The sequence below is a fragment of the Roseateles asaccharophilus genome (assembly GCF_031458115.1).
Taxonomy (GTDB): Bacteria; Pseudomonadota; Gammaproteobacteria; order Burkholderiales; family Burkholderiaceae_C; genus Pelomonas; species Pelomonas asaccharophilus_A.
Genome location: NZ_JAVDXV010000005.1, coordinates 409,978 through 436,863, shown reverse-complemented (window position 1 = coordinate 436,863; position 26,886 = coordinate 409,978). Strand labels below are relative to the sequence as shown.

34 protein-coding genes are annotated in these 26,886 nt (G+C 63.1%); 33 read left to right on the top strand and 1 reads right to left on the bottom strand.

The window, feature by feature from the left end; translation table 11 throughout:
* Positions 1-67: 67 nt before the first annotated feature.
* Positions 68-4,189: a DNA-directed RNA polymerase subunit beta gene (rpoB, locus tag J2X21_RS15145; RefSeq protein WP_310330021.1), complete on the top strand. Its 4,122-nt coding sequence runs from the start codon at positions 68-70 to the stop codon at positions 4,187-4,189.
* Positions 4,190-4,209: 20 nt separating this feature from the next.
* Positions 4,210-8,427, top strand: coding sequence for a DNA-directed RNA polymerase subunit beta' (rpoC, locus tag J2X21_RS15140; RefSeq protein WP_310330019.1), 4,218 nt, complete (start codon positions 4,210-4,212; stop codon positions 8,425-8,427).
* A gap of 55 nt (positions 8,428-8,482) precedes the next feature.
* On the opposite strand, the gene J2X21_RS15135 is transcribed toward rpoC, so the two are convergent.
* On the bottom strand, positions 8,483-8,896 hold the full coding sequence (locus J2X21_RS15135) for a PIN domain-containing protein (protein ID WP_310330018.1): 414 nt from the start codon (positions 8,894-8,896) through the stop codon (positions 8,483-8,485).
* Between the two features lie 221 nt (positions 8,897-9,117).
* On the opposite strand from J2X21_RS15135, the gene rpsL reads away from it, so the two are divergent.
* The 31 genes from rpsL (at position 9,118) to rpsK (ending at position 26,694) form a co-directional block, all read left to right on the top strand.
* On the top strand, positions 9,118-9,492 hold the full coding sequence (gene rpsL / locus J2X21_RS15130) for a 30S ribosomal protein S12 (RefSeq protein ID WP_233395045.1): 375 nt from the start codon (positions 9,118-9,120) through the stop codon (positions 9,490-9,492).
* Positions 9,493-9,650: 158 nt separating this feature from the next.
* Positions 9,651-10,121, top strand: coding sequence for a 30S ribosomal protein S7 (gene rpsG, locus J2X21_RS15125; RefSeq protein WP_119046632.1), 471 nt, complete (start codon positions 9,651-9,653; stop codon positions 10,119-10,121).
* Positions 10,122-10,190: 69 nt separating this feature from the next.
* Entirely contained in the window at positions 10,191-12,296 is a 2,106-nt protein-coding gene (gene fusA / locus J2X21_RS15120) for an elongation factor G (protein ID WP_310330017.1), read from the top strand.
* Between the two features lie 122 nt (positions 12,297-12,418).
* Positions 12,419-13,609, top strand: a complete 1,191-nt coding sequence (tuf, locus tag J2X21_RS15115) for an elongation factor Tu (RefSeq protein ID WP_310330015.1) — start codon at positions 12,419-12,421, stop codon at positions 13,607-13,609.
* 65 nt (positions 13,610-13,674) lie between these two features.
* Positions 13,675-13,986, top strand: a complete 312-nt coding sequence (gene rpsJ / locus J2X21_RS15110; protein WP_132576760.1) for a 30S ribosomal protein S10 — start codon at positions 13,675-13,677, stop codon at positions 13,984-13,986.
* Between the two features lie 276 nt (positions 13,987-14,262).
* Positions 14,263-14,934 carry a 50S ribosomal protein L3 gene (gene rplC / locus J2X21_RS15105; protein ID WP_310330013.1) on the top strand — a complete coding sequence of 224 codons (672 nt, stop codon included), beginning with the start codon at positions 14,263-14,265 and terminating at the stop codon, positions 14,932-14,934.
* The gene (gene rplD, locus J2X21_RS15100) at positions 14,934-15,554 is read left to right on the top strand and encodes a 50S ribosomal protein L4 (RefSeq protein ID WP_310330011.1); all 621 of its coding nucleotides are present in this window, start codon (positions 14,934-14,936) and stop codon (positions 15,552-15,554) included. The genes rplC and rplD overlap by 1 nt, the downstream gene beginning before the upstream one ends.
* A complete protein-coding gene (gene rplW, locus J2X21_RS15095; protein WP_310330009.1) occupies positions 15,551-15,865 on the top strand; it encodes a 50S ribosomal protein L23 in 315 nt (104 codons plus the stop codon). The genes rplD and rplW overlap by 4 nt, the downstream gene beginning before the upstream one ends.
* Positions 15,866-16,690, top strand: a complete 825-nt coding sequence (rplB, locus tag J2X21_RS15090; RefSeq protein WP_310330008.1) for a 50S ribosomal protein L2 — start codon at positions 15,866-15,868, stop codon at positions 16,688-16,690.
* Between the two features lie 10 nt (positions 16,691-16,700).
* Positions 16,701-16,979, top strand: coding sequence for a 30S ribosomal protein S19 (gene rpsS, locus J2X21_RS15085; protein WP_088484478.1), 279 nt, complete (start codon positions 16,701-16,703; stop codon positions 16,977-16,979).
* 12 nt (positions 16,980-16,991) lie between these two features.
* Positions 16,992-17,321 (top strand): 50S ribosomal protein L22, encoded by a 330-nt coding sequence (gene rplV, locus J2X21_RS15080; RefSeq protein ID WP_310330007.1) that lies wholly within the window; start codon positions 16,992-16,994, stop codon positions 17,319-17,321.
* Between the two features lie 15 nt (positions 17,322-17,336).
* Complete coding sequence (gene rpsC / locus J2X21_RS15075; protein ID WP_310330005.1) at positions 17,337-18,197, top strand: 30S ribosomal protein S3; 861 nt, start codon at positions 17,337-17,339, stop codon at positions 18,195-18,197.
* Positions 18,198-18,199: 2 nt separating this feature from the next.
* Positions 18,200-18,616, top strand: coding sequence for a 50S ribosomal protein L16 (rplP, locus tag J2X21_RS15070; RefSeq protein WP_310330004.1), 417 nt, complete (start codon positions 18,200-18,202; stop codon positions 18,614-18,616).
* A 10-nt stretch (positions 18,617-18,626) separates the two neighbouring features.
* Complete coding sequence (gene rpmC, locus J2X21_RS15065; RefSeq protein ID WP_233374001.1) at positions 18,627-18,830, top strand: 50S ribosomal protein L29; 204 nt, start codon at positions 18,627-18,629, stop codon at positions 18,828-18,830.
* On the top strand, positions 18,827-19,096 hold the full coding sequence (gene rpsQ, locus J2X21_RS15060; RefSeq protein ID WP_310330002.1) for a 30S ribosomal protein S17: 270 nt from the start codon (positions 18,827-18,829) through the stop codon (positions 19,094-19,096). Before rpmC ends, rpsQ begins: the two co-directional genes overlap by 4 nt.
* Positions 19,097-19,194: 98 nt before the next feature.
* A complete protein-coding gene (locus J2X21_RS15055) occupies positions 19,195-19,704 on the top strand; it encodes a peroxiredoxin (RefSeq protein WP_310330001.1) in 510 nt (169 codons plus the stop codon).
* A gap of 269 nt (positions 19,705-19,973) precedes the next feature.
* On the top strand, positions 19,974-20,342 hold the full coding sequence (gene rplN / locus J2X21_RS15050; RefSeq protein ID WP_056194233.1) for a 50S ribosomal protein L14: 369 nt from the start codon (positions 19,974-19,976) through the stop codon (positions 20,340-20,342).
* A 23-nt stretch (positions 20,343-20,365) separates the two neighbouring features.
* Positions 20,366-20,680, top strand: a complete 315-nt coding sequence (rplX, locus tag J2X21_RS15045; RefSeq protein WP_310329999.1) for a 50S ribosomal protein L24 — start codon at positions 20,366-20,368, stop codon at positions 20,678-20,680.
* Between the two features lie 10 nt (positions 20,681-20,690).
* Positions 20,691-21,230, top strand: a complete 540-nt coding sequence (rplE, locus tag J2X21_RS15040) for a 50S ribosomal protein L5 (RefSeq protein WP_310329998.1) — start codon at positions 20,691-20,693, stop codon at positions 21,228-21,230.
* An 8-nt stretch (positions 21,231-21,238) separates the two neighbouring features.
* Entirely contained in the window at positions 21,239-21,544 is a 306-nt protein-coding gene (rpsN, locus tag J2X21_RS15035; protein WP_310329997.1) for a 30S ribosomal protein S14, read from the top strand.
* Between the two features lie 23 nt (positions 21,545-21,567).
* The gene (rpsH, locus tag J2X21_RS15030; protein WP_119046642.1) at positions 21,568-21,963 is read left to right on the top strand and encodes a 30S ribosomal protein S8; all 396 of its coding nucleotides are present in this window, start codon (positions 21,568-21,570) and stop codon (positions 21,961-21,963) included.
* Positions 21,964-21,981: 18 nt separating this feature from the next.
* Entirely contained in the window at positions 21,982-22,515 is a 534-nt protein-coding gene (rplF, locus tag J2X21_RS15025) for a 50S ribosomal protein L6 (protein WP_310329996.1), read from the top strand.
* 11 nt (positions 22,516-22,526) lie between these two features.
* Positions 22,527-22,883: a 50S ribosomal protein L18 gene (gene rplR, locus J2X21_RS15020; protein ID WP_310329995.1), complete on the top strand. Its 357-nt coding sequence runs from the start codon at positions 22,527-22,529 to the stop codon at positions 22,881-22,883.
* A 16-nt stretch (positions 22,884-22,899) separates the two neighbouring features.
* Positions 22,900-23,421 carry a 30S ribosomal protein S5 gene (gene rpsE, locus J2X21_RS15015; protein WP_268169241.1) on the top strand — a complete coding sequence of 174 codons (522 nt, stop codon included), beginning with the start codon at positions 22,900-22,902 and terminating at the stop codon, positions 23,419-23,421.
* Positions 23,422-23,441: 20 nt separating this feature from the next.
* Positions 23,442-23,624: a 50S ribosomal protein L30 gene (gene rpmD / locus J2X21_RS15010; protein ID WP_119046645.1), complete on the top strand. Its 183-nt coding sequence runs from the start codon at positions 23,442-23,444 to the stop codon at positions 23,622-23,624.
* A gap of 26 nt (positions 23,625-23,650) precedes the next feature.
* Positions 23,651-24,082 carry a 50S ribosomal protein L15 gene (gene rplO / locus J2X21_RS15005; RefSeq protein ID WP_310329994.1) on the top strand — a complete coding sequence of 144 codons (432 nt, stop codon included), beginning with the start codon at positions 23,651-23,653 and terminating at the stop codon, positions 24,080-24,082.
* Between the two features lie 26 nt (positions 24,083-24,108).
* Positions 24,109-25,419: a preprotein translocase subunit SecY gene (gene secY, locus J2X21_RS15000; protein WP_310329993.1), complete on the top strand. Its 1,311-nt coding sequence runs from the start codon at positions 24,109-24,111 to the stop codon at positions 25,417-25,419.
* 54 nt (positions 25,420-25,473) lie between these two features.
* Positions 25,474-25,692 (top strand): translation initiation factor IF-1, encoded by a 219-nt coding sequence (infA, locus tag J2X21_RS14995; protein ID WP_011830996.1) that lies wholly within the window; start codon positions 25,474-25,476, stop codon positions 25,690-25,692.
* A gap of 61 nt (positions 25,693-25,753) precedes the next feature.
* On the top strand, positions 25,754-25,867 hold the full coding sequence (gene rpmJ / locus J2X21_RS14990) for a 50S ribosomal protein L36 (RefSeq protein ID WP_056194202.1): 114 nt from the start codon (positions 25,754-25,756) through the stop codon (positions 25,865-25,867).
* 30 nt (positions 25,868-25,897) lie between these two features.
* Positions 25,898-26,263, top strand: a complete 366-nt coding sequence (gene rpsM / locus J2X21_RS14985; protein ID WP_268154334.1) for a 30S ribosomal protein S13 — start codon at positions 25,898-25,900, stop codon at positions 26,261-26,263.
* A 26-nt stretch (positions 26,264-26,289) separates the two neighbouring features.
* Positions 26,290-26,694 carry a 30S ribosomal protein S11 gene (gene rpsK / locus J2X21_RS14980; RefSeq protein WP_056194196.1) on the top strand — a complete coding sequence of 135 codons (405 nt, stop codon included), beginning with the start codon at positions 26,290-26,292 and terminating at the stop codon, positions 26,692-26,694.
* The last annotated feature ends 192 nt before the right edge of the window (positions 26,695-26,886 follow it).

The following is a 26,886-nucleotide window of genomic DNA, read 5'->3' as shown; positions in this document are numbered from 1 at the left end:
CGTGAGCCAGCCAGTCGCCGCACACGGTGCGCTCCACGGCCGGGAGCGCACTCGACACGGAGTGTTTATGGCGCAAGCAACCCCCTACAGCTACACCGAGCGCAAGCGGATCCGCAAGAGCTTCGGCAAGCGCGAGAGTGTCCTCAACGTTCCTTATCTGCTCACGATGCAGAAGGACAGCTACGTAGCCTTCCTGCAGAAGGACGTGGCCCCCGCCAAACGCAAGCCCGAAGGGCTGCAGGCGGCTTTCCTGTCGGCGTTCCCGATTGTTTCGCACAACGGGTTCGTCGAGATGAAGTTCCTCGAGTTCAACATCGCCAAGCCGCCGTTCGACACCCGTGAGTGCCAGCAGCGTGGGTTGACCTATGCAGCCGCCGTGCGCGCGCGCCTGCAGATGATCATCTATGACCGCGAGTCGCCCCAGGCGAAGACCGTCAAGGAAATCAAGGAGCAAGAGGTCTACATGGGCGAAGTGCCCCTGATGACCGACTACGGCTCCTTCATCGTCAACGGGACCGAGCGCGTCATCGTGTCGCAGCTGCACCGTTCGCCGGGCGTGTTCTTCGAACATGACAAGGGCAAGACGCATTCGTCGGGCAAGCTGCTGTTCAGCGCCCGCATCATTCCCTACCGCGGGTCGTGGCTGGACTTCGAGTTCGACCCGAAGGACATCCTGTACTTCCGCGTCGACCGCCGCCGCAAGATGCCGGTCACGATCCTGCTGAAGGCCATCGGCCTGAACCCCGAGCAGATCCTGGCCCACTTCTTCGTGTTCGACAACTTCCGCCTGATGGACGTTGGCGCGCAGCTCGAATTCGTCGCCGACCGCCTGAAGGGTGAAGTCGCCCGCTTCGACATCGTCGACAAGAGCGGCGCCGTCATCGTCGAGAAGGACAAGCGCATCACCGCCCGCCACGTGCGCCAGCTGGAGCAGTCCGGCACGCAGCACATCTCGGTGCCGGAAGACTTCCTGGTCGGCCGTGTGCTGGCCAAGAACATGATCGACGCCGACACCGGCGAGATCATCGCCAAGGCCAACGACGAGCTGACCGATGCGCTGCTGAAGAAGCTGCGCGCCGCCGGCGTCAAGGAAGTCCAGGCGCTGTTCACGAACGAGCTGGACGAAGGCGCCTACATCTCGCAGACGCTGGCGTCTGACGAGACCGCCGACCAGCTGGCCGCCCGCGTCGCCATCTACCGCATGATGCGCCCCGGCGAGCCGCCGACGGAAGACGCCGTCGAGGCCCTGTTCAACCGCCTGTTCTACAGCACCGACACGTACGACCTGTCGCGCGTCGGCCGCATGAAGTTCAACGCGCGTGTCGGCCGTGACACGCCGGAAGGCACGATGAACCTGTCCAACGAGGACATCCTTGACGTCGTCAAGATCCTCGTCGAGCTGCGCAATGGCCGCGGCGAAGTGGACGACATCGACCACCTGGGCAACCGTCGCGTGCGCTGCGTGGGCGAACTGGCCGAGAACCAGTACCGCTCGGGCCTCGCCCGTATCGAGAAGGCCGTCAAGGAACGTCTGGGCCAGGCCGAGACCGAAGCCCTGATGCCGCACGACCTGATCAACTCCAAGCCGATCTCCGCGGCGCTGAAGGAGTTCTTCGGTGCGTCGCAGCTGTCGCAGTTCATGGACCAGACCAACCCGCTGTCGGAAATCACGCACAAGCGTCGTGTTTCCGCCCTGGGCCCGGGCGGTCTAACCCGCGAGCGCGCCGGCTTCGAAGTCCGCGACGTGCACCCGACCCACTACGGCCGCGTCTGCCCCATCGAAACGCCTGAAGGCCCGAACATCGGCCTGATCAACTCGTTGGCGCTGTACGCTCAGCTGAACGAGTACGGCTTCCTGGAGACGCCGTACCGCCGCGTGGTGGACGGCAAGGTCACCGACCAGATCGACTACCTGTCCGCCATCGAGGAAGGCAAGTACGTCATCGCCCAGGCCAACGCGACGTTGAACGCCGAGGGCTCGCTGAGCGACGAGCTGGTCTCCGCCCGTGAGAACGGCGAATCGGTGCTGACCTCGCCCGAGCGCATCCAGTACATGGACGTGGCGCCGACGCAGATCGTGTCCGTCGCGGCCTCGCTCGTGCCGTTCCTGGAGCACGACGACGCGAACCGCGCGCTGATGGGCGCCAACATGCAGCGTCAGGCCGTGCCGGTGCTGCGTCCCGAGAAGGCTTTCGTCGGTACGGGCGTCGAGCGCGTCGCCGCGAAGGACTCGGGCACCGTGGTGGCCGCGCGTCGTGGTGGTGTCGTCGACTACGTCGACACGAACCGCATCGTGATCCGCGTGAACGATGACGAGACCGTGGCCGGTGAGGTCGGTGTCGACATCTACAACCTGATCAAGTACCAGCGTTCCAACCAGAACACCAACATCCATCAGCGCCCCATCGTGCGCCGTGGCGACAAGGTGGCGGCCGAGGACATCATTGCCGATGGCGCCTCCACCGACATCGGTGAACTGGCTCTGGGCCAGAACATGCTGGTCGCGTTCATGCCGTGGAACGGCTACAACTTCGAAGACTCGATCCTGATCTCGGAGCGCGTCATCGCCGAAGACCGCTACACCTCGATCCACATCGAGGAACTGGTGGTCAACGCGCGTGACACCAAGCTGGGTTCGGAAGAAATCACCCGCGACATCCCCAACCTGTCCGAGCAGCAACTGGGCCGCCTGGACGAGTCGGGCATCGTCTACATCGGTGCCGAAGTGAACCCGGGCGACGTGCTGGTCGGCAAGGTCACGCCCAAGGGCGAAACCACGCTGACGCCGGAAGAGAAGCTGCTGCGCGCCATCTTCGGCGAGAAGGCTTCTGACGTGAAGGACACGTCGCTGCGCGTCGACCAAGGCACCAGCGGCACCGTCATCGACGTGCAGGTCTTCACCCGTGAAGGCATCCAGCGCGACAAGCGCGCCCAGCAGATCATCGACGACGAGCTGAAGCGCTACCGCCTGGACCTGAACGACCAGCTGCGCATCGTCGAGAGCGACGCCTTCGACCGTATCGAGAAGCTGCTGGTCGGCCGTGTCGCCAACGGCGGCCCGCAGAAGATCGCCAAGGGCACCAAGATCGACAAGGACTACCTGGCTTCGGTCGAGAAGTTCCACTGGTTCGACATCCGCCCGGCCGAGGAAGACGTTGCCAACCAGCTCGAGTCCATCAAGAACGCGCTGGACCAGACCCGCCACAGCTTCGACCTGTCCTTCGAGGAGAAGCGCAAGAAGCTGACGCAGGGCGACGAGCTGCCCGCCGGCGTGCTGAAGATGGTCAAGGTCTACCTGGCCGTCAAGCGCCGTCTGCAGCCTGGCGACAAGATGGCCGGCCGTCACGGCAACAAGGGTGTGGTGTCCAAGGTCACCCCGATCGAAGACATGCCCTACATGGCCGACGGCACGCCCGCCGACATCGTGCTGAACCCGCTGGGCGTCCCGTCGCGGATGAACGTGGGCCAGGTGCTGGAAGTGCACCTGGGCTGGGCCGGCAAGGGCATCGGCCAGCGCATCGGCGACATGCTGCAACAGCATTCGAAGGTGGCTGAGCTGCGCAAGCTGTTCGACCAGCTCTACAACCAGAGCGGTGGCAAGACCGAGAACATCGACGACCTGTCCGACACCGAAGTGCTGGAGATGGCCGAGAACCTCGCCAAGGGCGTGCCCTTCGCGACCCCCGTCTTCGACGGCGCCAAGGAAGAGGAAATCCGGGGCATGCTGAAGCTGGCCTACCCGGACGACATCGCCGCGCGCAAGGGCCTCACCGAGACCCGTACGCAGGCCTGGCTGTGCGACGGCCGCACCGGCGAGCAGTTCGAGCGCCCGGTCACCGTGGGCTACATGCACGTGCTGAAGCTGCACCACCTGGTGGACGACAAGATGCACGCCCGTTCGACCGGCCCGTACTCGCTGGTCACGCAGCAACCGCTGGGCGGCAAGGCCCAGTTCGGCGGCCAGCGTTTCGGTGAAATGGAAGTCTGGGCGCTGGAAGCTTACGGCGCGTCGTACATCCTGCAGGAAATGCTGACGGTCAAGTCCGACGACGTGAACGGCCGCACCAAGGTCTATGAGTCCATCGTCAAGGGCGAGCACGCCATCGAAGCCGGCATGCCGGAATCGTTCAACGTGCTGGTCAAGGAAATCCGCTCGCTCGGCATCGACATCGAGCTCGAGCGCAACTAAGGAAGGAAAAGGAAGACACCATGAAGGGACTACTCGACCTTTTCAAGCAATTCACCCCGGATGAGCATTTCGATGCCATCAAGATCGGCCTGGCGTCTCCGGAGAAGATCCGCAGCTGGTCGTTCGGCGAGGTGAAGAAGCCCGAGACCATCAACTACCGCACCTTCAAGCCCGAGCGTGACGGCCTGTTCTGCGCCAAGATCTTTGGCCCGATCAAGGACTACGAGTGCCTGTGCGGCAAGTACAAGCGCCTGAAGCACCGCGGCGTCATCTGCGAGAAGTGCGGCGTTGAAGTCACGCAGACCAAGGTGCGCCGCGAGCGCATGGGCCACATCGACCTGGCCGCGCCCTGCGCCCACATCTGGTTCCTGAAGTCGCTGCCGTCGCGTCTGGGCCTCGTGCTCGACATGACGCTGCGCGACATCGAGCGCGTGCTGTACTTCGAAGCCTACGTCGTCGTCGACCCGGGCATGACCCCGCTGAAGAAGTTCTCGATCATGAGCGAGGACGACTACGACGCCAAGCGCGTCGAGTACGGTGACGAATTCATCGCGCTGATGGGCGCCGAAGGCGTGAAGAAGCTGCTGGAGGACATGGATCTCGACATCGAGATCGACCGCCTGCGCAACGACATGACCGGCTCGGAGCTCAAGGTCAAGAAGAACTCCAAGCGCCTGAAGGTCATGGAGGCCTTCAAGAAGTCCGGCATCAAGCCGAACTGGATGGTCATGGACGTGCTGCCCGTGCTGCCGCCGGACCTGCGTCCGCTGGTGCCGCTGGATGGCGGCCGCTTCGCGACCTCCGACCTGAACGACCTCTACCGTCGCGTCATCAACCGCAACAACCGCCTGGCCCGTCTGCTGGAGCTGAAGGCCCCTGAAATCATCGTGCGCAACGAAAAGCGCATGCTGCAGGAAGCCGTCGACTCGCTGCTGGACAACGGCCGCCGCGGCAAGGCGATGACCGGCGCGAACAAGCGTGCCCTCAAGTCGCTGGCCGACATGATCAAGGGCAAGAGCGGTCGCTTCCGTCAAAACCTGCTGGGCAAGCGCGTCGACTACTCGGGCCGTTCGGTCATCGTGGTGGGCCCGACGCTGAAGCTGCACCAGTGCGGCCTGCCCAAGCTGATGGCGCTGGAGCTGTTCAAGCCCTTCATCTTCAGCCGTCTCGAAGCCATGGGCATCGCGACGACGATCAAGGCTGCGAAGAAGGAAGTCGAATCTGGCACGCCGGTGGTCTGGGACATCCTGGAAGAAGTCATCAAGGAACACCCGGTTCTGCTGAACCGCGCTCCGACGCTGCACCGCCTCGGTATCCAGGCTTTCGAGCCCGTGCTGATCGAAGGCAAGGCCATCCAGCTGCACCCGCTCGTCTGCTCGGCCTTCAACGCCGACTTCGACGGTGACCAGATGGCCGTCCACGTGCCGCTGTCCATCGAAGCGCAGATGGAAGCCCGCACGCTGATGCTGGCCTCCAACAACGTGCTGTTCCCCGCGTCCGGCGAACCGTCCATCGTCCCGTCGCAAGACGTGGTGCTGGGCCTGTACTACGCCACCCGCGAGCGCACCAACGGCAAGGGCGAAGGCCTGATCTTCACGGACATCCCGGAAGTGATCCGCGCGCTGGAGAACGGCGTCGTCGAAATCACCGCCAAGATCAGTGTTCGTCTGACCGAATGGACCAAGAACAAGGAAACGGGCGAATTCGAGCCCGAGACCAAGCTCGTGGACACCACGGTCGGCCGCGCGCTGCTGTCGGAAATCCTGCCCAAGGGCCTGCCCTTCAGCAACATCAACAAGGCACTGAAGAAGAAGGAGATCAGCCGACTGATCAACACCTCCTTCCGCAAGTGCGGTCTGAAGGAAACCGTCGTGCTGGCCGACAAGCTGCTGCAAAGCGGTTTCCGCCTGGCCACGCGCGCCGGCATCTCCATCGCCATCGACGACATGCTGGTGCCCGCCCAGAAGCACACGCTGATCGAGCGCGCCGAGAGCGAGGTCAAGGAGATCGAGCAGCAGTACGTCTCGGGTCTGGTGACCGCCGGTGAGCGCTACAACAAGGTGGTGGACATCTGGGGCAAGGCCGGTGACGAAATCGGCAAGAAGATGATGGAGCACCTGAAGGTCGAGAAGACGGTGGATCGCAACGGCAAGACCGTCGATCAAGAGTCCTTCAACTCGATCTACATGATGGCCGACTCGGGCGCGCGGGGTTCCGCAGCCCAGATCCGCCAGCTGGCCGGCATGCGGGGCCTGATGGCCAAGCCTGACGGCTCCATCATCGAGACGCCCATCACCGCGAACTTCCGCGAAGGCCTGAACGTTCTGCAGTACTTCATCTCCACCCACGGTGCTCGTAAGGGCCTGGCGGACACGGCGCTGAAGACCGCGAACTCCGGCTACCTGACGCGTCGTCTGGTCGACGTGACGCAGGACTTGGTCGTCATCGAGGAAGACTGCGGCACCGACAACGGCATGGCCATGCGCGCGCTGGTCGAAGGCGGTGAAGTCATCGAATCGCTGCGTGACCGCGTCCTCGGCCGCGTCACCGCCATCGATGTCGTCCACCCCGAGACGCAAGCCTCGCTGCTGGGCGCCGGCAACATGCTGGACGAAGACGTCCTCGACGTGCTGGAGCAGGCGGGTGTCGACGAGATCAAGGTCCGCACGCCGCTGACCTGCGGCACGCGCTTCGGCCTGTGCGCCAAGTGCTACGGCCGTGACCTCGGCCGCGGCGGCCTGGTCAACACCGGCGAAGCTGTGGGCGTCATCGCCGCGCAGTCCATCGGTGAACCCGGCACGCAGCTGACGATGCGTACCTTCCACATCGGCGGTGCCGCTTCGCGCGCTGCCGTCGCCTCCAGCGTCGAAGCCAAGTCGGACGGCATCATCGGCTTCAACGCCACGATGCGTTACGTGACCAACGGCAAGGGCGAGCTGGTCGTGATTTCCCGTTCCGGCGAAATCATCATTGCCGACCCACACGGCCGCGAGCGCGAGCGTCACAAGGTGCCGTACGGCGCGATCCTGAACATCAAGCCCAGCCAGGTCATCAAGGCCGGCCTGGTGCTGGCGAACTGGGATCCGCTGACCCGCCCGATCATCACGGAATTCGCCGGCAAGGCGAAGTTCGAGAACGTCGAGGAAGGCGTGACCGTCGCCAAGCAGGTGGACGAAGTGACCGGTCTGTCGACGCTGGTGGTCATCGACCCGAAGCGCCGCGGCGCCGCCAAGGTCGTGCGCCCGCAGGTCAAGCTGCTGGATGCGCAAGGCCACGAGGTCAAGATCCCCGGTACCGACCACTCGGTGGCCATCGGCTTCCAGGTCGGCGCGCTGATCCAGATCCGCGACGGCCAGGACCTGCTGCCCGGTGAAGTGCTCGCCCGTATCCCGGTCGAAGGCCAGAAGACCCGCGACATTACCGGCGGTCTGCCGCGTGTGGCGGAACTCTTCGAAGCCCGCTCGCCCAAGGACGTCGGCGTGCTCGCCGAGCAGACCGGCACGGTGTCGTTCGGCAAGGAGACCAAGGGCAAGATCCGCCTGCAGATCACCGATCCGGACGGCAAGGCCCACGAGGAGCTGGTGCCCAAGGAAAAGAACATCCTGGTGCACGAAGGCCAGGTGGTGAACCGCGGCGAACTGATCGTCGACGGCGCAGCAGACCCGCAGGACATCCTGCGCCTGCTGGGCATCGAGGAACTGGCGCGCTACATCGTCGACGAAGTCCAGGACGTGTACCGACTGCAGGGCGTGAAGATCAACGACAAGCACATCGAGGTGATCGTTCGCCAGATGCTGCGTCGCGTGCAGATCACGAACCCGGGCGACTCGCACTACATCCTGAACGAGCAGGTTGAGCGTTCGGAGCTGCTGGACACCAACGACAAGCTGCGCAAGGAAGGCAAGATCATTGCCACCCACGCCGACGTGCTGCTGGGTATCACCAAGGCCTCGCTGTCGACGGATTCCTTCATCTCCGCCGCGTCCTTCCAGGAAACGACCCGCGTGCTCACCGAGGCTGCCATCATGGGCAAGCGCGACGAGCTGCGTGGCCTCAAGGAAAACGTCATCGTCGGCCGCCTCATCCCCGCGGGCACCGGCATGGCCTTCCACGAAGCGCGTCGTGCCAAGGAAGCCATGGACGACGCCGAGCGCCGCGCCATCGCCCTGCAGGAAGCTGAGGAATTGGCTGCCGCGCAGATGGCCGACGTGGACGCCGGTACGGGCAGCGCCGAGTAATCCGCGCCGCTCGCCCACAAAAGCCGCCCTGGTCCGCCAGGGCGGCTTTTTCATTTCAAGCGTCCGGTGACCAGGTCTCGGGCTTGACGATCAGCAGGCCGCGCGGTTTCGCGCGCTTGGCGAGCGCGAGCAGCGCCTTGTCGCGGGATACCAGCCAGCGCGCACCGCGGGCCAGCGCCAGGTCGATGAACTTCTGGTCATCCGGATCACGGCACACCAGCCGGCCTGCGAGCGGTTGCTGCGGCGCAGTTTCTACGGGATGCGCGTGCGCGTCGAACTGCGCTTCGATGTGGGCCAGGTCCGGCCCATAGCTCGCTGCCACGCCGCGTCCGAGCACGTGGCGAATCTCGTCTCGCATCGCTGCGGCAACCAGCCAGCGCAATCGGCCCGAGGTCAGCGCCGCGGCCAGCGCCTGCACGCGGGCATCGTTGAACACCAGCCAGTCCATGACGACCTGGGTGTCGACCACGATGGCGGGCCGGCTGTCGTGCGCTTCGTGAACGGGCAGGGCGGGAGAGTCTGACGGGGGCATCCGCACAGCTTACCTGCCGCCCTTGTGCCGAAAACCCTGACGGTCTACAATCGCCGGCTCTCCGCCTTTTGGGCGCGTTTTGCCATGGGCGCACGCAAGTGCGCTGGGTGCGCGCCAGCAAGCGGAGGTCACTGACTTCAAACGGGAACAAGTCGTTTATGCCAACCATCAATCAACTCGTGCGCCAAGGCCGTGAAGCCGAAGTCACGAAGTCCAAGTCGCCTGCGATGCAGAACTGCCCGCAGCGCCGCGGTGTCTGCACCCGCGTCTACACCACCACGCCGAAGAAGCCGAACTCCGCTCTGCGTAAGGTCGCGAAGGTGCGCCTGACCAACGGTTTCGAGGTCATCTCCTACATCGGCGGCGAAGGCCACAACCTGCAAGAGCACAGCGTCGTGCTGGTGCGCGGCGGCCGTGTGAAGGACTTGCCCGGTGTGCGTTACCACATCGTGCGCGGCTCCCTTGACCTGCAAGGCGTCAAGGACCGTAAGCAGGCCCGTTCCAAGTACGGTGCCAAGCGTCCGAAGAAGTAAATCGTCTGTTCGGGCTCAGCTCCATAGCTGACCCAACGTTGTTGCGGCTGCTGAATGTCTCAGCAGGCCGAGTAAGTGGATGACCCCAGACGTCGGTGGTTGTCCAGCGGAGGCAGGTCAGGAAGACCGTCTCCAACTGAAGCAAAAGGAAGAGTGCCATGCCACGTCGTCGCGAAGTACCCAAGCGCGAGATCCTGCCGGACCCCAAGTTCGGTTCCGTCGATCTGTCCAAGTTCATGAACGTCATCATGGAGTCGGGCAAGAAGGCTGTCGCTGAGCGCATCATTTACGGCGCTCTGGACCAAGTCGAGAAGAAGATCGGCAAGGACCCGCTGGAAGTGTTCATGGTCGCCCTGAACAACGTGAAGCCCATGGTTGAAGTGAAGTCCCGCCGGGTCGGCGGTGCGAACTACCAAGTTCCCGTGGAAGTTCGCCCCGTCCGCCGGATGGCCCTCGCCATGCGCTGGCTCAAGGAATCGGCGCGCAAGCGCGGTGAGAAGTCGATGGCCCAACGCCTGGCCAACGAACTGCTGGAGGCCGCTGAAGGCCGCGGCGGCGCGATGAAGAAGCGCGACGAAGTTCACCGCATGGCAGAAGCCAACAAGGCTTTCTCGCACTTCCGCTTCTAAACTCACCGTCTTTCAGCCGCCTCGGGTTTCCACCAACCCGCTGGCGGCTCCTGTCTTCTGGAGCAAACCATGGCCCGCAAAACCCCCATCGAGCGCTACCGCAACATCGGTATCTCCGCGCACATCGATGCTGGCAAGACCACCACGACCGAGCGCATCCTCTACTACACCGGTGTGAACCACAAGATCGGTGAAGTGCACGATGGCGCCGCCACGATGGACTGGATGGAGCAGGAGCAAGAGCGCGGCATCACGATCACGTCAGCCGCGACGACCTGCTTCTGGAAGGGCATGGACATGTCCTACCCCGAGCACCGCTTCAACATCATCGACACCCCCGGACACGTGGACTTCACCATTGAAGTCGAGCGCTCGATGCGCGTGCTGGACGGTGCCTGCATGGTCTATTGCGCCGTGGGTGGCGTGCAGCCCCAGTCGGAAACCGTCTGGCGCCAGGCCAACAAGTACAAGGTGCCCCGCCTCGCGTTCGTCAACAAGATGGACCGCACCGGCGCGAACTTCTTCAAGGTCGTCGACCAGATGAAGACCCGCCTGAAGGCCAACCCCGTGCCCGTGGTCATTCCCATTGGTGCCGAGGAAGGCTTCAAGGGCGTGGTGGACCTCTTCAAGATGAAGGCCATCATCTGGGACGAAGCGTCCCAGGGCATGAAGTTCACCTTCGAAGACATCCCCGCTGACCTGGTCGAAGTGGCCCAGGAATGGCGTGAGAAGCTGGTTGAGGCTGCCGCCGAAGCCACCGAAGAGCTGATGAACAAGTACCTCGAGACGGGCGACCTGTCCGAGGAAGAGATCAAGCTCGCGATCCGTCAGCGCACCATCGCGACCGAGATCCAGCCGATGCTGTGTGGTACCGCCTTCAAGAACAAGGGCGTGCAGCGCATGCTGGACGCCGTCATCGACTTCCTGCCCTCGCCGCTGGACATCCCGCCGGTCTCGGGTACGGACGAAGACGACCAGCCGATCACGCGTCAGCGTACCGACGAGGAGAAGTTCTCGGCGCTGGCCTTCAAGCTGATGACCGACCCCTACGTCGGCCAGCTGACCTTCGTGCGCGTCTACTCGGGCGTGCTGCAGTCGGGTGCCACCGTCTACAACCCGATCCGCGGCAAGAAAGAGCGTATCGGCCGTATCCTGCAGATGCACGCGAACCAGCGTGAAGAAATCAAGGAAATTCTGGCCGGCGACATCGCCGCCTGCGTGGGTCTGAAGGACGTCACCACGGGCGAAACCCTGTGCGACCCCGAAAGCATCATCACGCTGGAAAAGATGATCTTCCCGGAGCCGGTGATCTCGCAGGCCGTCGAGCCCAAGACCAAGGCTGACCAGGAAAAGATGGGTATCGCGCTGGGCCGCTTGGCTGCCGAAGACCCGTCCTTCCGTCTGCGCACCGACGAGGAATCGGGCCAGACCATCATCTCCGGCATGGGCGAGCTGCACCTGGAAATCATCGTCGACCGCATGAAGCGCGAGTTCGGCGTGGAAGCCAACGTCGGCAAGCCGCAAGTGGCCTACCGCGAAACCATCCGCAAGACCGCGACCGACGTCGAAGGCAAGTTCGTTCGCCAGTCCGGTGGTAAGGGCCAGTACGGTCACGTCGTGCTGACGCTTGAGCCGCAAGAGCCGGGCAAGGGCTTTGAGTTCGTCGACGCCATCAAGGGCGGTGTGGTTCCCCGTGAATACATCCCCGCGGTCGAGAAGGGCATCATCGACAGCCTGCCGAACGGCGTTCTGGCCGGCTTCCCGGTTGTCGACGTCAAGGCCACGCTGACCTTCGGTTCGTACCACGACGTGGACTCGAACGAAAACGCGTTCAAGATGGCCGCGTCCATGGGTTTCAAGGAAGCCATGCGTCGCGCCAGCCCCGTCATCCTCGAGCCCATGATGGCCGTGGAAGTCGAGACGCCGGAAGACTATGCCGGTACGGTCATGGGCGACCTGTCCAGCCGTCGCGGCATGGTGCAGGGCATGGACGACATGGTCGGCGGCGGCAAGGTCATCAAGGCCGAAGTCCCGCTGAGCGAAATGTTCGGCTACTCCACGTCGCTGCGCTCGGCCACGCAAGGCCGCGCCACGTACACGATGGAGTTCAAGCACTACTCCGAAGCGCCCAAGAACGTTGCCGACGCCATCATCACGGCGCGCGGCAAGTCCTGATCGACTTCTGAATCGAATCGTCTTCACAGCGGCCCACCCGCTTCGCCAGTCGGCGGGAACAACGGGCGCTGTGGAAACGCTAAACCAACAGACTGGCGAAATGCTCTTTTCTGGAGATTGAAATGGCAAAAGGCAAGTTTGAACGGACCAAGCCGCACGTGAACGTGGGCACGATCGGTCACGTGGACCATGGCAAGACGACGCTGACGGCAGCGATCGCGACGGTGCTGTCGAAGAAGTTCGGCGGCGAAGCCAAGGCGTACGACCAGATCGACGCGGCTCCGGAAGAAAAGGCCCGCGGCATCACGATCAACACCGCGCACGTCGAGTACGAGACGGCCAACCGCCACTACGCGCACGTTGACTGCCCCGGCCACGCCGACTACGTCAAGAACATGATCACCGGTGCCGCCCAGATGGACGGCGCCATCCTGGTGTGCTCGGCCGCTGACGGCCCGATGCCCCAGACGCGTGAGCACATCCTGCTGGCCCGTCAGGTCGGCGTGAAGTACATCATCGTCTTCCTGAACAAGTGCGACATGGTCGACGACGCCGAGCTGCTCGAGCTGGTCGAAATGGAAGTGCGCGAACTGCTGAGCAAGTACGACTTCCCCGGCGACGACACCCCCATCATCAAGGGCTCGGCCAAGCTGGCTCTGGAAGGCGACGCCGGCGACCTGGGCGAGCAGGCCATCATGCGCCTGGCCGATGCGCTGGACACCTACATCCCGCAGCCGGACCGTGCCGTTGACGGCGCCTTCCTGCTGCCGGTGGAAGACGTGTTCTCGATCTCGGGCCGCGGCACCGTGGTGACCGGTCGCGTCGAGCGCGGCATCATCAAGGTCGGCGAAGAGATCGAAATCGTGGGCATCCGCGAAGTCCAGAAGACCACGGTCACGGGCGTCGAAATGTTCCGCAAGCTGCTGGACCAAGGTCAAGCAGGCGACAACGTCGGCATCCTGCTGCGCGGCACCAAGCGTGAAGACGTCGAGCGCGGCCAAGTTCTGGCCAAGCCCGGCACCATCAAGCCCCACACCCACTTCACTGCTGAGATCTACGTTCTGAGCAAGGAAGAAGGCGGCCGCCACACCCCGTTCTTCAACAACTACCGTCCCCAGTTCTACTTCCGCACGACGGACGTGACCGGTGCCGTGGAGCTGCCTAAGGACAAGGAAATGGTCATGCCCGGCGACAACGTCGGCATCACCGTGAAGCTGATCGCTCCGATCGCCATGGAGCAAGGCCTGCGCTTTGCTATCCGTGAAGGCGGCCGTACCGTCGGTTCGGGCGTCGTCGCCACGATCCTCGAGTAATCACTGCGTGACCGTGCACCGGGTGGCTGCCGCCCGGTGTTCACATCGCTCTTTAAGGAAAAGTCATGCAAAAGCAAAAGATCCGCATCCGTCTGAAGGCGTTTGATTACAAGCTGATCGACCAGTCGGCGCTCGAGATCGTCGAGACCGCCAAGCGAACCGGCGCCATCGTCAAGGGCCCCGTGCCGCTGCCGACCCGCCTGGAGCGTTTCGACATCCTGCGTTCGCCGCACGTCAACAAGACCAGCCGCGACCAGTTCGAGATCCGCACGCACCAGCGCCTGATGGACATCGTCGACCCGACTGACAAGACGGTTGACGCGCTGATGAAGCTCGACTTGCCTGCCGGCGTCGACGTCGAAATCAAGCTGCAGTAAATCCCAGGCCTTCGGGCTTGCGACATAAGGCCCCGGTCCTGTCTCGACAGGCCGGGGCCTTGATCTTTCGCGTGGTGGGTGGCGCAGCGCTTGCATTGGGAGAATCCCTCGCGCTATACTCGCCAGCTTTTCCGGGTTGGCTCCTGCTTGCTCGGATATTCGCGCAGTGCTTCGCAAGGTGTTCCAAGTGAGGCGCTGCACAGGTCAGCCCGGCCAATCGATGTCGGGTGTTCGCAATAGCTTCTGAGGCGTGAGCTGATGGGGCTGGAGAAAAACATGAGTCTGAGCAACCGTCTCGGTTTGCTGGGCCGCAAGGTGGGCATGATGCGCATCTTCACGGACGATGGCGATGCCATCCCTGTGACGGTGCTGGACGTGTCCAACAACCGCGTGACCCAGGTCAAGACCCAAGAGACCGACGGCTACAGCGCCATCCAAGTGGCGTTCGGTACGCGCAAAGCTTCGCGCGTCACCAAGCCCGAAGCCGGCCACCTTGCCAAGGCAGGTGTCGAAGCCGGTGAAATCCTCAAGGAATTCCGCGTCGAAGCCGACGTCGCCGCCCAGTATCAAGCTGGTGCGACCGTGCCGGTGACGCTGTTCGCGACCGGCCAGCTGGTCGACGTGCAAGGCACGTCCATCGGTAAAGGCTTCGCGGGCACCATCAAGCGCCACAACTTCAGCTCGCAGCGCGCGTCGCACGGTAACAGCCGTTCGCACAACGTGCCGGGCTCGATCTCCATGGCGCAAGACCCGGGCCGCGTGTTCCCGGGCAAGAAGATGACCGGCCACATGGGCGACGAAACCGTCACCACCCAGAACCTGGACATCGTGCGCATTGACGAAGCTCGTCAACTGCTGCTGGTCCGCGGTGCGGTCCCGGGTTCCAAGAACGGCCACGTCGTCGTCCGCCCGGCCGTCAAGGTCAAGATCAAGAAGGGAGCCAACTGATGCAGCTCGAGCTCCTGAACGAGCAGGGTCAGGCCACCTCCAAGGTGGACGCACCTGACACCGTCTTCGCTCGCGACTACAACGAAGCACTGGTTCACCAGGTCGTCGTCGCCTTCCAGGCCAATGCCCGTCAAGGCACCCGCGCCCAGAAGGACCGTGAACAGGTCAAGCACTCGACCAAGAAGCCTTTCCGCCAGAAGGGCACCGGCCGCGCTCGCGCCGGTATGACCTCGTCGCCGCTGTGGCGCGGGGGTGGTCGCATCTTCCCGAACCTGCCTGACGAGAACTTCTCGCACAAGCTGAACAAGAAGATGTACCGCGCTGGCATGGCTGCGATCCTTTCGCAGCTGGCCCGTGAAGGCCGCCTGGCCGTGGTGGACTCGATCGCGATCGAAGCCCCCAAGACCAAGCTGCTGGCCGCCAAGTTCAAGGCCATGGGCCTGGACTCGGTGATGGTCATCGCCGACACCGTGGACGACAACCTGGCCCTGGCCTCGCGCAACCTGGCCAATGTGCTGGTCGTCGAGCCGCGCTACGCCGATCCCCTGTCGCTGGTCTTCTACAAGAAGGTGCTGGTGACCAAGGCTGCGGTCGAGCAACTCAAGGAGATGCTGGCATGAGCGCCCCCAAGTATTCCGAAGGCCGCCTGGCCTCCGTGCTGCTCGCGCCCATCGTGTCCGAGAAGGCCACGCAAGTCGCCGAGAAGCACAACCAGGTGCTGTTCAAGGTCCTGCGCGACGCCACCAAGCCCGAGATCAAGGCCGCTGTTGAACTGATGTTCAAGGTCGAGGTCGAGTCGGTCAGCGTGGTCAACGTCAAGGGCAAGGCCAAGCGCTTTGGTGGCCGTGCCGGCCGCCGCGACCATGTCAAGAAGGCCTATGTGGCCCTCAAGGCTGGCCAAGAGCTCAATTTCTCCGGGGAGGCCGCGTAAATGGCCATCGTCAAAGTCAAGCCGACTTCGCCCGGCCGCCGTGGCGTCGTCAAGGTGGTGCACAAGCACCTCCACAAGGGCGCACCCGAAGCTTCGCTGCTGGAGCCCCAGAAGCAGAAGTCCGGCCGTAACAACAACGGTCACATCACGATGCGCCACAAGGGCGGTGGTCACAAGCACCACTACCGCGTCGTGGACTTCAAGCGCAACAAGGACGGCATCCCCGCGAAGGTCGAGACCATTGAGTACGACCCGAACCGCACGGCCCACATCGCGCTGGTGTGCTACGCCGACGGCGAGCGCCGCTACGTGATCGCCCCGCGCGGTCTGGAAGTGGGCGCGACCATCCTGAGCGGCGCCGAAGCGCCGATCAAGGCTGGCAACACGCTGCCGATCCGCAACATCCCGGTGGGTTCGACCATCCATTGCATCGAGCTGCTGCCTGGCAAGGGCGCCCAGATGATCCGTTCGGCCGGCACCTCCGCGGTCCTGATGGCTCGTGAAGGCATCTACGCCCAGATCCGACTGCGCTCCGGCGAAGTCCGCCGTGTGCACATCGACTGCCGCGCCACCATCGGTGAAGTGAGCAACGAAGAGCACAGCCTGCGTCAATACGGCAAGGCTGGCGCGATCCGCTGGAAGGGCATCCGCCCGACCGTTCGTGGCGTCGCCATGAACCCGGTGGATCACCCGCACGGTGGTGGCGAAGGCCGCACCGGCGAGGGCCAGGTCCCTGTGTCGCCGTGGAACACCCTGACGAAGGGCTACCGCACTCGCAACAACAAGCGCACGCAGACGTTCATCGTCTCGCGTCGCAAGAAGTAAGGGCTAGGCCATGACTCGTTCGCTGAAGAAGGGCCCCTTCGTTGACCACCACCTGCAGGCCAAGGTCGACAAGGCAGTTGCCAACAAGGACAAGAAGCCCATCAAGACCTGGTCGCGTCGCTCGACGATCCTGCCCGAGTTCATCGGTCTGACGATCGCCGTGCACAACGGCAAGCAGCACGTGCCGGTCTATGTGTCTGACCAGATGGTCGGCCACAAGCTGGGTGAATTCGCACTGACCCGCACCTTCAAGGGCCACCCGGCCGACAAGAAGGCCGGGAAGAAGTAAGGACTAGAGACGATGGAAACCAAAGCAATCGTCCGTGGCGTCCGCCTGTCGTGTGACAAGGGCCGCCTCGTGGCCGACCTGATCCGCGGCAAGAAGGTGGATCAGGCCCTCAACATCCTGACCTTCACCCAGAAGAAGGCGGCCGTGATCATCAAGAAGGCGCTGGAAAGCGCCATCGCCAACGCCGAGCACAACGACGGCGCTGACATTGATGACCTCAAGGTCACCTCGATCTACGTCGAACAGGGTGCCACGCTGAAGCGCTTCTCGGCTCGCGCCAAGGGCCGCGGCAACCGCATCAGCAAGCCCACGTGCCACATCTTCGTGGCCGTCGGCAACTAAGGCGTTAGGAAGACTATGGGACAGAAAATCCATCCGGTTGGCTTCCGCCTTCCTGTCACCCGTAACTGGGCTTCGCGCTGGTACGCGAACAACCAGAACTTCGCCAGCATGCTGGCCGAAGATCTGCAGGTTCGTGACTACCTGAAGGCCAAGCTCAAGAACGCCGCTGTTTCGCGCATCCTGATCGAGCGTCCCGCCAAGAACGCCCGCATCACGATTTTCTCGGCTCGCCCGGGCGTCGTGATCGGCAAGAAGGGTGAAGACATCGAAGCGCTGAAGGCTGAGCTGACCAAGCGTCTGGGCGTGCCCGTCGCCGTCAACATCGAAGAAGTGCGCAAGCCTGAAGTCGATGCCCAGCTGATCGCCGACTCGATCACCCAGCAGCTCGAAAAGCGCATCATGTTCCGCCGCGCGATGAAGCGCGCGATGCAGAACGCCATGCGTCTGGGTGCCCAAGGCATCAAGATCATGAGCGCTGGTCGTCTGAACGGCATCGAAATCGCTCGTACCGAGTGGTATCGCGAAGGTCGTGTGCCCCTGCACACCCTGAAGGCCGACATCGACTACGGCTTCTCGGAAGCCAAGACCACCTACGGCGTCATCGGCGTCAAGGTCTGGGTCTATCGCGGTGACCGTCTTGCCAATGGCGAGGCTCCGGTCATCAACACCCCCGCAGGCGCCGAAGACGATCGTCGCCCGCGCCGTAACGCCCGTCCGGGCGCTCCCGGTGGCCGTGGCCGCCCGGGTGGCGACCGTGGCCCGCGTGACGGAGCAGACCAGCCCGCTGCCGCCGCCCCCACGGGTGACGCAGCCAAGCCCGCCGGTAAGCGCGTGATCCGCAAGGCTCCCGCCGCCGGTGAGGCCAAAGGAGAATAAACATGCTGCAACCTAATCGTCGCAAGTACCGCAAGGAGCAGAAGGGCCGCAACACTGGTGTTGCGACTCGCGGCGCCGCGGTGTCTTTCGGTGACTTCGGCCTGAAGGCCACGGAACGCGGCCGTCTGACGGCTCGCCAGATCGAAGCGGCTCGCCGTGCGATCTCGCGCCACATCAAGCGTGGCGGCCGGATCTTCATCCGCGTGTTCCCGGACAAGCCCATCTCGCAGAAGCCCGCCGAAGTTCGGATGGGTAACGGCAAGGGCAACCCCGAGTACTACGTTGCCGAAATCCAGCCCGGCAAGGTGATCTACGAGGTCAACGGCGTCCCCGAGACGCTGGCTCGTGAAGCGTTCACGCTGGCTGCTGCCAAGCTGCCGCTGCGTTGCACCTTCGTGGCCCGCCAGGTCGGTACCTGAGGAAGACACCATGACGAAAGCAACTGAACTCCGCGCCAAGGACGTCGCTGCCCTCGAGAAGGAAGTGACCGACCTGCTGAAGGCACACTTCGGCCTGCGCATGCAAAAGGCTACCCAGCAGCTGACCAACCACAGCCAGCTGGGCAAGACCCGCCGCGACATCGCTCGTGCCAAAACCATCCTGGCGCAGAAGAAGAAGGAGGCCACGAAATGACTGAGGCCCAAGCCAAGAACACCCGCACCCTGGTCGGTCGCGTGGTGAGCGACAAGCGCGCCAAGACGGTCACCGTCCTGGTCGAGCGTCGCGCCAAGCACGAGCTGTACGGCAAGATCGTGGCCCGTTCCCGCAAGTACCACGCCCACGACGAAAAGGGCGAGTACAAGATGGGCGACGTCGTCGAGATCAGCGAAGGCCGTCCGATCTCCAAGACCAAGAGCTGGGTCGTGACTCGCCTGGTCGAGAAGGCCGAGATCGTCTAAGAAGACACCGGTCTCATGACCGCTGCACAACCGGCGCGCTGGGCAACTGGCGCGCCGGTTTTTCAATTGAAGAACACCATCCCATCAGGAGCCACACCATGATCAAGATCGGCGACAAGCTGCCCGCCGGCAGCCTGCAGGAATTCATCGAAGTGGAAGGCGAGGGCTGCTCGCTCGGCCCCAACAGCTTCGACATCGAGAAGGCCACGGCCGGCAAGACCGTCGCGATCTTCGCGCTCCCCGGCGCCTTCACGCCGACCTGTTCGGCCAAGCACGTGCCCGGCTATGTCGAGTCCGCAGAAGCCTTCAAGGCTGCCGGTGTCGACGAGATCTGGTGCGTGTCGGTCAACGACGCCTTCGTCATGGGCGCTTGGGGCCGTGACCAGAAGACCGCTGGCAAGGTTCGCATGATGGCCGACGGCAGCGCCGCGTTCGCGCAAGCCACTGGCCTGACGATGGACCTGACCGCCAAGGGCATGGGCGTGCGCTCGCAGCGCTACTCGATGCTGGTCAAGGATGGTGTCGTCAAGACGCTGAACATCGAAGCCCCCGGCAAATTCGAGGTGAGCGACGCCGCCACGATGCTCGCGCAGGCCAAGGCCGCCTGAGCCATCGGCCTCCGCGGAAAGGTCGGCGACACCGGCCCTTCAAAAACTTCTGCGCCAGGCATTGACGGCCTTCGGGTTCTCGCTGCATAATGCGCAGCTTCGCCGAACGTCAGGCCCGTGAGCACCCTCGCTTGCAACTGCCTGGCTTCGGATCCGCCCTCAACCGTCGGGCAGCGCTGGTGAGAACCAAGCTGAACGATTCACGGGCCCAAGACTGACCGACGCGTCGCGCTGCAAAGCAGGCAACTCGGGGCAAGTTGGGGACAGACATGATCCAAATGCAATCGCGGCTTGATGTCGCGGACAACACTGGCGCTAAGTCCGTTCAGTGCATCAAGGTGCTGGGCGGCTCCAAGCGCCGCTATGCGCACATTGGCGACATCATCAAGGTCAGCATCAAAGAAGCTGCCCCGCGTGGTCGCGTGAAGAAGGGCGAGGTCTACAGCGCCGTGGTGGTTCGTACCGCCAAGGGCGTGCGCCGCCAAGACGGCTCGCTCGTCAAGTTCGACGGCAATGCCGCCGTGCTGCTCAACGCCAAGCTGGAGCCCATCGGCACCCGCATCTTCGGCCCGGTCACGCGTGAACTGCGTACCGAGCGCTTCATGAAGATCGTGTCGCTGGCCCCCGAGGTGCTCTGAGCCCCCACTGTCTGAGGTAAGCCATGAACAAGATCCGTACCGGCGACCAGGTCATCGTGTTGACCGGCCGCGACAAGGGCAAGCGCGGCACCGTGTCCGCTCGCACTGACGCCGACCACGTGGTGGTCGAGGGCGTGAATGTCGTCAAGAAGCACGTCAAGCCCAACCCCATGAAGGGCACCACCGGCGGCGTCGTCGACAAGACCATGCCCATCCATCAATCCAACGTGGCGATCTTCAACGCCGCTTCCGGCAAGGCCGATCGCGTGGGCGTCAAGCTCGTCGACGGCAAGCGGGTGCGCGTGTTCAAGTCGACCGGCGAAGAGATCAAGGCTTAAGAGGTCCGTCATGGCTCGTCTGCAAACGCAATACCGCGAAAAAATCGTGCCCGGCCTGGTCGAGAAGTTCGGCTACAAGTCGATCATGGAAGTGCCGCGCATCACCAAGATCACGCTGAACATGGGCGTGAGCGAGGCCGTCGCCGACAAGAAGGTCATGGACCACGCCGTTGGCGACCTGACCAAGATCGCCGGCCAGAAGCCCGTCGTCACCAAGTCGAAGAAGGCAATCGCCGGCTTCAAGATCCGCGACAACGTGCCCATCGGTGCGATGGTCACGCTGCGCGGCGTCCAGATGTACGAATTCCTGGACCGCTTCGTGACGATCGCGCTGCCGCGCGTTCGTGACTTCCGTGGTATCTCCGGCCGCTCGTTCGACGGTCGTGGCAACTACAACATCGGCGTCAAAGAACAGATCATCTTCCCCGAAATCGAATACGACAAGGTGGATGCTCTGCGTGGTCTGAACATCAGCATCACGACGACTGCCAAGACGGACGACGAAGCCAAGGCGCTGCTGGCTGCGTTCAAGTTTCCGTTCAAGAACTGAGGTGAATCGTGGCAAAACTCTCGATCAAACAACGTGAGCTGAAGCGCGAGGCGCTCGTCGCCAAGTTCGCCAAGAAGTACGCGGAACTGAAGGCCATCATCGACGACAGCAAGAAGTCCGATGAAGAGCGCTACGTCGCTCGCCTCGAGCTGCAAAAGCTGCCCCGCAATGCCTACCCCACTCGCCTGCGCAACCGCTGCGAGCTGACGGGTCGTCCGCGCGGCACCTTCCGCAAGTTCGGCTTGGCCCGTAACAAGATTCGTGAACTGGCCTTCAAGGGCGACATCCCCGGTGTCGTCAAGGCCAGCTGGTAATCGGCCGACAGGAGTAATCGCAAATGAGCATGAGTGATCCCATCGCCGATATGCTGACCCGCATCCGCAACGCGCAGATCGTCGAGAAGACGAACGTTGTGATGCCGTCGTCCAAGCTGAAGGTGGCGATTGCCAAGGTCCTGAAGGACGAAGGCTACATCGACGACTTCGCCGTTCGCGGCGAGGCAGCTCGCCCCGAGCTGGAAATCTCGCTGAAGTACTACGCTGGCCGCCCGGTCATCGAGCGTATCGAGCGCGTCAGCCGTCCCGGCCTGCGCATCTACAAGGGCCGCCACGACATTCCTCAGGTCATGAATGGCCTGGGCGTCGCGATCGTCACGACCCCGCAAGGCGTCATGACCGACCGCAAGGCGCGCGCTGCCGGTATCGGCGGCGAAGTGCTCTGCTACGTCGCCTAAGCGAAGGAGTAGGAAACAATGTCCCGCGTTGGAAAAATGCCGGTCAACGTCCCGCAAGGCGTGGATGTGACCGTGTCCGCTGACTCGATCAGCGTCAAGGGCTCGCTCGGCACGCTGGTGCGTCCGGTCAACAAGCTCGTCACCGTCAAGAACGAAGCCGGCAAGCTGAGCTTCGTGCCCGCCAACGAGTCGGCCGAAGCCGATGCGATGAGCGGCACGATGCGCGCGCTGGTGGCCAACATGGTCAACGGCGTCAGCAAGGGTTTCGAGCGCAAGCTGAACCTGGTGGGCGTGGGTTTCCGTGCCCAGGCTCAAGGCCAAAAGCTCAACCTGCAGATCGGCTTCTCTCACCCCGTGGTGAAGGACATGCCGGCCGGCATCAAGGTCGAGTGCCCCACCCAGACCGAAATCATCATCAAGGGCGCTGACCGCCAGGTCGTCGGCCAGATCGCCGCCGAAGTGCGTGCCTTCCGCCCGCCCGAGCCCTACAAGGGCAAGGGCATCCGTTACTCGGATGAGAAGGTCTCCCTCAAAGAGACCAAGAAGAAGTAAGGAGCAGCGCCATGATGACCAAGAAAGAACAACGCCTGCGTCGTTCGCGCCAGACCCGCGCTCGCATTGCGATCCAGCGCGTGGCCCGTCTGACGGTGTTCCGCTCCAACCTGCACATCTACGCCCAGGTCCTGTCGGAAGACGGCGACAAGGTGCTGGCTGCTGCTTCCACGGCCGAGAAGTCGGTTCGCGAACAGGTGAGCAACGGTGGCAACGTCGCTGCTGCCACGCTGGTCGGCAAGCTGATCGCCGAGAAGGCCAAGGCTGCTGGCGTCGAGAAGGTCGCTTTCGACCGCTCGGGCTTCGCCTACCACGGCCGTGTCAAGGCACTGGCCGAAGCAGCCCGCGAAGCCGGTCTGCAGTTCTGACGCATAGGAATACGAAATGGCAAAGTTTCAACCCCGCGGCGCGCAGGCTGAAGGCAACGACGACGGCCTGAAGGAAAAGATGATCGCGGTCAACCGCGTCACGAAGGTGGTCAAGGGCGGCCGTACGCTGTCCTTCGCTGCTCTGACGGTGGTCGGCGACGGTGATGGCCGTATCGGCATGGGCAAGGGCAAGGCCAAGGAAGTTCCGGTGGCCGTGCAGAAGGCCATGGAATCGGCTCGCCGCAACATGATCAAGGTGCAGCTCAAGAACGGCACCGTTCACCACAACGTGATCGGTGAGCACGGCGCCTCGCGCGTCATGCTGGCCCCGGCTCCCGTCGGTACCGGCGTCATCGCCGGCGGCCCGATGCGCGCCGTCTTCGAAGTGATGGGCGTGACTGACATCGTGAGCAAGAGCCACGGTTCGACCAACCCTTACAACATGGTCCGCGCCACGCTGGACGCTCTGAAGCGTTCCACGACGGCGTCGGAAGTCGCTGCCAAGCGCGGCAAGACGGTTGAAGAAATCTTCAACTGATCGCCTTAGCGGAGCACAAGATGTCTGACAAGAAAACCGTGACGGTCAAGCTGGTGCGCAGCCCCATCGGCTGCCGCGCCTCGCACCGTGCCACCGTGACCGGCCTGGGTCTGCGCAAGCTGAACAGCCAGTCCACGCTGGAAGACACGCCCGCCGTGCGCGGCATGATCAACAAGATCGCCTATCTGGTGCAGGTGCTGTAAGCGCCGCGCACCTCGAGGACAAGACGATGGAACTCAACACGATCAAGCCCGCAGCGGGCGCCAAGCATGCCAAGCGCCGTGTCGGCCGTGGCATCGGCTCCGGCCTGGGCAAGACCGCCGGTCGCGGTCACAAGGGTCAGAAGTCCCGCGCTGGTGGCTACCACAAGGTCGGCTTCGAAGGCGGTCAGATGCCGCTGCAGCGCCGCCTGCCCAAGCGTGGCTTCAAGTCGCTGACGCTGAAGTACAACGCCGAGATCACGCTGACGGACCTGCAAGGTCTGGCCGGTGAAGAGATCGACGTGTCGACGCTGAAGGCCGTCGGCCTGGTGCCGCAGCTGACCAAGTCGGTCAAGGTCATCCTGGCTGGCAAGATCGAACGCAAGGTCGCGCTGAAGGGCGTGAACGCCACGAAGGGCGCCAAGGCGGCCATCGAGGCGGCTGGCGGCTCGGTCGCCTGATCCGGCACACAAGGAACTGATCCAGCGTGGCTACCAACGCGAATCAGCTGGCCAAGAGCGGCAAGTTCGGCGACCTGCGTCGCCGGCTTGTGTTCCTGCTGCTGGCCCTGGTCGTCTACCGCATCGGGGCGCATATCCCCGTGCCCGGTATCGACCCGGCGCAGCTCGCCAAGTTCTTCGAAGGTCAGGCGGGTGGCATCCTGAGCCTGTTCAACATGTTCTCGGGCGGTGCGCTGTCGCGCTTCACCGTGTTCGCGTTGGGCATCACGCCTTACATCTCCGCGTCCATCGTCATCCAGTTGATGGGATATGTCGTCCCGACACTGGAGCAGTTGAAGAAGGAAGGCGAAGCGGGACGTCGGAAGATCACGCAATACACACGCTATGCGACGCTGGGTCTGGCGTTGTTCCAGAGCCTGTCGATTGCACTGGCGCTGGAAGGTTCTGCGGGCTTGGTTGTGAGCCCTGGCTTCGGGTTCCGCGTGACCGCGGTGTCCAGTCTGGTGGCCGGCACGATGTTCCTGATGTGGCTGGGTGAGCAGATCACCGAGCGTGGTCTGGGCAATGGCATCTCCATCCTGATCTTTGCGGGTATCGCAGCTGGCTTGCCCGGCGCGATCGGAGGCCTGTTCGAACTGGTGCGTACCGGCGCAATGGGCTATGGCACGGCACTGTTCATCGTGGCACTGATCGTGCTGGTGACCTATGTCGTCGTGTTCGTCGAACGTGGTCAGCGCAAGATCCTGGTGAATTACGCCAAGCGCCAGGTCGGCAACAAGGTCTATGGTGGCCAGTCGTCGCACCTGCCGCTGAAGCTGAACATGTCGGGCGTCATCCCGCCGATCTTCGCGTCGTCGATCATCCTGCTGCCGACCACGGTGGTGAGCTGGTTCGCGACCGGTGACGGCCTGCGCTGGCTGAAGGATCTGGCTGCCATGGTGGCGCCGGGTCAACCGATCTACGTGCTGTTGTATGCCGCGGCGATCGTGTTCTTCTGCTTCTTCTACACGGCGCTGGTGTTCAACAGCCGCGAGACTGCTGACAACCTGAAGAAGAGCGGCGCGTTCATCCCGGGTATCCGCCCTGGTGACCAAACAGCCAAGCACATCGACAAGATCCTGTCCCGGCTGACGTTGGCTGGCGCGATCTACATCACCGCAGTGTGCTTGCTGCCCGAGTTCCTGACGCTGAAGTACAACGTTCCGTTCTACTTCGGCGGCACATCCCTGTTGATCATCGTCGTCGTGACGATGGACTTCTGGGCTCAGGTACAGAGTTACATCATGAGTCAGCAGTACGAGTCACTGCTGAAGAAGGCCAGCTTCAAGCCCAGTTGAGGGCGGCGAGCTGTTCTAAGGAAAAGTTTGTTTTAACCCACACGAAGATTTGGCATGTCGAAAGACGACGTCATTCAAATGCAGGGCGAGATTCTGGAGAACCTCCCCAACGCAACGTTTCGTGTGAAGTTAGAGAACGGGCATGTCGTCCTCGGGCACATCTCCGGCAAGATGCGCATGCACTACATCCGCATCCTGCCTGGTGACAAAGTGACCGTGGAGCTGACGCCCTACGATTTGAGTCGTGCTCGCATCGTGTTCCGGGCGAAGTGAGCTGTTTGAACCCCCGGGAACGCGTCAAGAGCGCAAAAAGAGTTAGGCCAAGGAGCAGACCATGAAAGTTTCGGCATCCGTCAAGCAGATGTGCCGCAATTGCAAGATCATCCGCCGCAAGGGTGTGGTGCGCGTGATCTGCACCGACCCGCGCCACAAGCAGCGCCAAGGCTGATTGGCCGCACGACAGAATTAGAGGACCACCATGGCACGTATTGCTGGTATCAACATTCCGCCGCAAAAGCACACTGAGATCGGCCTGACCTCGATCTACGGCATCGGCCGTACGACCGCTCAGAAGATCTGCACGACCTGCGGTATTCCTTTCGACAAGAAGGTCAAGGACCTGACTGACGGCGATCTGGAAAAGATCCGTGACGAAGTCAACAAGCTGACCATCGAAGGCGATCTGCGCCGTGAGCAGTCCATCAACATCAAGCGTCTGATGGATCTGGGTTGCTATCGTGGCTTCCGTCACCGTCGTGGCCTGCCGATGCGCGGCCAGCGCACCCGTACGAACGCCCGCACCCGCAAGGGTCCGCGCAAGTCGGCTGCGACCGGCAAGAAGTAAGCTGCCCGAACTGAAAGAAGGTCAATATGGCAAAGGCTCCCAACAATTCGGCGGCTCAACGCGTTCGCAAGAAGGTCCGCAAGAACGTTGCTGACGGCATCGCGCACGTTCACGCTTCGTTCAACAACACCATCATCACCATCACCGACCGTCAAGGCGGCGCCCTGTCGTGGGCTTCGTCGGGTGGCCAAGGCTTCAAGGGTTCGCGCAAGTCGACGCCCTTCGCAGCCCAGGTGGCGGCTGAAGTGGCCGGCCGTGCTGCTCAAGAGCAAGGCATCAAGAATCTGGACGTCAAGATCAAGGGCCCGGGCCCGGGTCGTGAGTCGTCGGTGCGTGCCCTGGCAGCTCTGGGCATCCGCATCAACTCGATCTCCGACGTGACGCCGGTGCCGCACAACGGCTGCCGTCCGCAGAAGCGTCGTCGTATCTAATTCGACGTCTGAGTCCGCGCACCTTCAGGTGACAAGGATTTTGCAGATTCGGATGACGGTGCGATAATCGCGCGTTTTCCCGGAGCCGGCGGGCACTTTCGTGCCGCGCCGGCTTCAGTCTTGAGTCAGCTTCATGTTGGGGCTGCTCATAAGCCCACCGTCCAAGCCCACAACAACACCGGCTGGACTCGC